General features: G+C 76.7%; 5 protein-coding genes. 3 read left to right on the top strand and 2 right to left on the bottom strand.

The annotated features are described in order from the left end of the window. The coding region (locus tag ABD353_RS18305) for a hypothetical protein (protein WP_425555184.1) at positions 1-357 on the top strand (357 nt) is incomplete at its 5' end. 282 nt (positions 358-639) lie between these two features. After that, complete coding sequence (locus tag ABD353_RS18300; protein ID WP_344624693.1) at positions 640-1,227, top strand: DUF6434 domain-containing protein; 588 nt, start codon at positions 640-642, stop codon at positions 1,225-1,227. Positions 1,228-1,234: 7 nt separating this feature from the next. Here the strand turns inward: ABD353_RS18300 and ABD353_RS18295 are convergent, their stop codons facing one another. Further along, a complete protein-coding gene (locus ABD353_RS18295; protein ID WP_344624692.1) occupies positions 1,235-2,560 on the bottom strand; it encodes a YncE family protein in 1,326 nt (441 codons plus the stop codon). A 142-nt stretch (positions 2,561-2,702) separates the two neighbouring features. Here ABD353_RS18295 and ABD353_RS18290 point away from each other — a divergent pair, with 142 nt between their 5' ends. Beyond that, entirely contained in the window at positions 2,703-3,359 is a 657-nt protein-coding gene (locus ABD353_RS18290; RefSeq protein WP_344624691.1) for a TetR/AcrR family transcriptional regulator, read from the top strand. A 57-nt stretch (positions 3,360-3,416) separates the two neighbouring features. On the opposite strand, the gene ABD353_RS18285 is transcribed toward ABD353_RS18290, so the two are convergent. After that, positions 3,417-3,554 carry a hypothetical protein gene (locus ABD353_RS18285; RefSeq protein WP_344624690.1) on the bottom strand — a complete coding sequence of 46 codons (138 nt, stop codon included), beginning with the start codon at positions 3,552-3,554 and terminating at the stop codon, positions 3,417-3,419. Positions 3,555-3,845: the final 291 nt, after the last annotated feature.

The raw sequence follows: 3,845 nt of genomic DNA, 5'->3' as shown, positions 1-3,845 counted from the left end.
CCCCCCCGCGCCCCCCCCGCCCCCGCCCGCCGCGGCGGCGGCCCCGGCGTGCTGCACACCACCGAGGCCGCCGAGGCCGTCGGCGCGCTCGCCGGCCTCACCGCCCGGCTGCCCGAGCTCCTCGACCGGCTCGAAGCCTTCCTCAGCAGCGAACAGGCCGCCGGCCGGATCGCCCCCGACCCGGCGGGCGCCGACGCCTACGACGCCATCCGCACCGCCCGGGACGCCCGCGAGCAGCTCTACGAGGCCAGCCGCACGGCCGCCCTGCTCGCCGACTCCATGGCCGCCGCCGCCGGCACCCTCGCCCCGCTCGGCGGCCCCCGGACCGCCGGCGGCCCCACCCTCCCGCACGCCTGACCGGCGGGCCGTGCGCTGCCGCGTTTGGCCGCTCCCCACGGTGTCGGCTCCGCGCTGCTGTCGCCCGACACGCGGGCGCCCCGGACAGGCGGACGGTGCCCGGACCTCGGCCCCGGGGCACAGCTGTCCTCCGGGCAGGCCCGTCGCGGGCGGCGCCTGTCCGCTGTCCCGTCGGTGCGCCGCGCGCTGCCGCCCCCGCCCTTGCCGACGCGTGTGCCCGGTGCGCCCTCCGTCGCCCACCCCCGTCCGCGGAGCGTGCCGGGCCGCGGGCAGAATGGCCTGATGAACGGGGACGGGGACACCACGACCGCAGGACACGAGCCGAGACCGCCGCTGACGGCGGCGCTGAGCGGTGCCGAACTGCTGCGCTGGTACTGGACGCTCGAAGAACTCACCGCACTGGCGCGGGAGATGGGCGTCCGCCGGGGCGGCGGCAAGCCGGCCCTGACCGCCGGGCTGGCCGCCGCGCTGGACGGCGGGCCGCTGCCGGACGCGCCGCCGCCGCGCCCGGCCCGGACGGCACGGCAGCTCGCCGCGCCGGTCGACGGCGACACCGTGATCCCCGCCGGCCAGCGCTGCAGCCAGGTGCTGCGCGCCTGGTTCACCGCACAGATCGGGCCGTCCTTCCACTTCGACGCGCACATGCGGGCCTTCGTCGCGGAGAACGCCGGCCGCACCCTCGCCGACGGCGTCGGCCACTGGCACGCGACCCGGGCCGAGGCGGCCGAGCCGCAGGAGGTCGGCGCCCAGTTCGAGTTCAACCGCTTCCTGCGGAGCTGGCACGCCGAGCACCCCGCCGGCACCCGCGACGAGGCGCTGGACGCCTGGCGGGCGCACCGCTCCCGCCCCCGCGACGCCGCGTCCCACTGAGCGACCGTCAGGGAGCCGGCGGGGAAGTCCAGTCGGCCGCCACGTGACCGAGCCGGACCCGCTGGGGGTGGTCGCCGACCGGTGTCGAGGCGGTCTTCCGGCCGGTGGCGAAGTCGATCTCGGTGATCCGGTCGGCCCCGCTCTCGGAGATCACGCAGGAGGCGCCGTCCCCGCTGACCGTCGCCCAGTACGGCTTCGAGGCGGCGACCAGCGGGCCCTCCTTCAGGGTGGTGCGGTCGACGACCGTGGCGTAGTCGTCCATCGTCCCGGCGACGCACAGGTGCGCGCCGTCGGGGCTCATGGCCAGTCCGTGGTGCCGCGAGTCGTTGACCCAGGTGGTGCGGTCCGGGTTCGTCGCCGGGTTCCCGGGCAGGTCGGCGACCCGGGTGATCCGGTCGGCGGCGACGTCGTACTCCAGCACGCCGTTGAAGAACGACACCTGGAAGTAGAGCATCGAGCCGTCGGGGCTGAACGCCACCGGGCGGACGGCGTCCGAGAGGTCCTGGCGGCCGATCGCGTCCAGCCGCTGCCGCATGTCGATCACCTTCACCTGGCGGAAGGTCTGCGCGTCGACCACGGTGATCCGCCGGTCGCCCTTCGTCCAGTCGAGCCACGGCGCGTCGAGGGCGGTGGTGACCTCGCCGATCGCCATGTTCCAGATCCGGGTGCCGCCGTCGGTGAAGACGTTCTCGTGCGGCTTGTCGCCGGTGGCGAAGGAGCCGAGCTGCCGGCCCGTGCGGATGTCCAGCACGTGCACGGTGTTGGCGGTCGACGCGGAGACCGCCACCCGGGTGCCGTCCGGCGAGACCGCCATGTGGTCGGAGCGGTAACCCGACACCGGGAAGCGCCAGTTGATCCGTCCGGTGGCCAGGTCGATGGAGACCACGTCGGCGAAGCTCGGCCGGGAGACCACCATGGCCGAGCCGTCCGGCGTCGAGTACATGTCGTCGACGAACTGGTCGTGCCCTTCGCCCGGGCCGAGCCGCACCCCGAGGAAGTACGCCAGCTTCACCGGGTTGAGGTAGATCTCGGCGAGCCGCTGCGCCTTGTCCGGGACGACGTCGATCCGGCCGATCCGGGCGAGTGCGCCGGTGGACTCCACCACGTCCGCGGTGCCGTCCCAGTTGTTGCCGACGAAGAGCACCTCGCGCAGTCCGTCCGCCCGGGCCGCGGCCGTGGCCGCGGTCGGCAGCGGGGTGGCGCCGGCGCTCGCCGCCCCGGCGGTCAGGGCGAGCGCGGCGCCGGTGGCGAGCAGGGCGCGGCGCAGTCCGGCGCGGTGCGGTGCGGTGCGGCGCGCGGGGCGGGCGGGGGAGCGGTGGGCGGGTCGGGGCATCGTCGTTCCTTCCGGGTGGTGGTCCAGGGAGGATCTGAAAACGAGCACATTCAGATTTGCTACTTGAAAGTAACGACGGGTGGGTGTCCCGACAAGACGGCGGGCGCGGGAAAATGAGGGACCGTCGACAACGGGGGGTGCGGTGGCAGGCAGGCTGAGGCAGCCGACCGGGCGGTACGCGGGCCGGTCCGCGGAGGACCGGCAGGCCGAGCGCCGGCGGCGGTTCCTGGCCGCGGCGCTGCAGCTCTTCGGCGACGCGCCGGGCTACCGCTCCACCACGGTCGCCGCGCTGTGCGAGGCGGCCGGGCTGTCGAGCCGTCAGTTCTACGAGGAGTTCCGCACCCTGGAGGACGTGCTGGCCGAGCTGCACCTCCAGGTCAACGACTGGGCCGAACAGGCCGCGCTGGCGGCCCTCGCCGAAGCCGGGGGGCTACCGGTCGCCGAACGCGCCGCGGCCGTCTTCGGCGCCTACGCGGCGCACGTCACCGGCGACCGGCGCCGGCTGCGGATCACCTTCGTGGAGATCATCGGCGTCAGTCCGCGCCTGGAGCAGCAGCGGCTGGCCCGCCGCTCCCGCTGGGTGGACCTGCTGTGCGCGGAGGCCACGGCGGCCGTGGCCCGCGGCGAGGCGGTGCCGCGCGACTACCGGGTCGCCGCCGCCGCGTTCATCGGCGGGGTGAACGGCCTGCTGCACGACTGGGCCGAGGGCTGGGTGGAGGCCACCCTCGACGAGGTCGTCGCCGAACTGGTCCGGATCCTGCTGGGCATCCTGGACGCGCCGCCGGCGGCGGCCGGCTGACCGTCACCGGTCGGCCGAACGCCACCGTGCCGGGCCGCCGTCGAGGTGCGGCGGGCCTCAGCCGTGTGCGGCCGCGTGCTCGGCCGGTTCGAGCAGGGCCTCCAGGCCGTGCGCGGCCTCCGCCGTGCACAGCGCGGTGGTCAGGGCCAGGCCGGCGAAGGCGGCGGCCGTCCTGCCGTTCCTCGGCGGCGCCACCGGCACCCTCACCGTCGGCGCGATCAGCAGGCCCCCGGCGGGCGCCGGCAAGGACGGCGGCAGCCGGGAGGTCTCCCCGGAGACGCTCGCCCGCTCCGGGGAGTTTCGTCGGGGAGTCCCGCCGGAGCGTCGCTACCGGCGGACCGGAGGGGCGACGTCCACCGCCTCCGCGGTGCCCCGGCAGCCGCATCCGCCGCCGCCGCGGCCCCGGGGGCCGCACCCGCGGGCGGCCCGGCGGGGGGCCGGCCCCCCCCCCCCCCCCCCCCCCCCGGGGGGCGGGGGGGGGGGCGC

Origin of the sequence: Kitasatospora arboriphila (assembly GCF_039528095.1) — a bacterium.
In the GTDB taxonomy this organism is placed as follows: Bacteria; Actinomycetota; Actinomycetes; order Streptomycetales; family Streptomycetaceae; genus Kitasatospora; species Kitasatospora arboriphila.
This window is presented reverse-complemented; position numbering and strand designations above follow the sequence as displayed.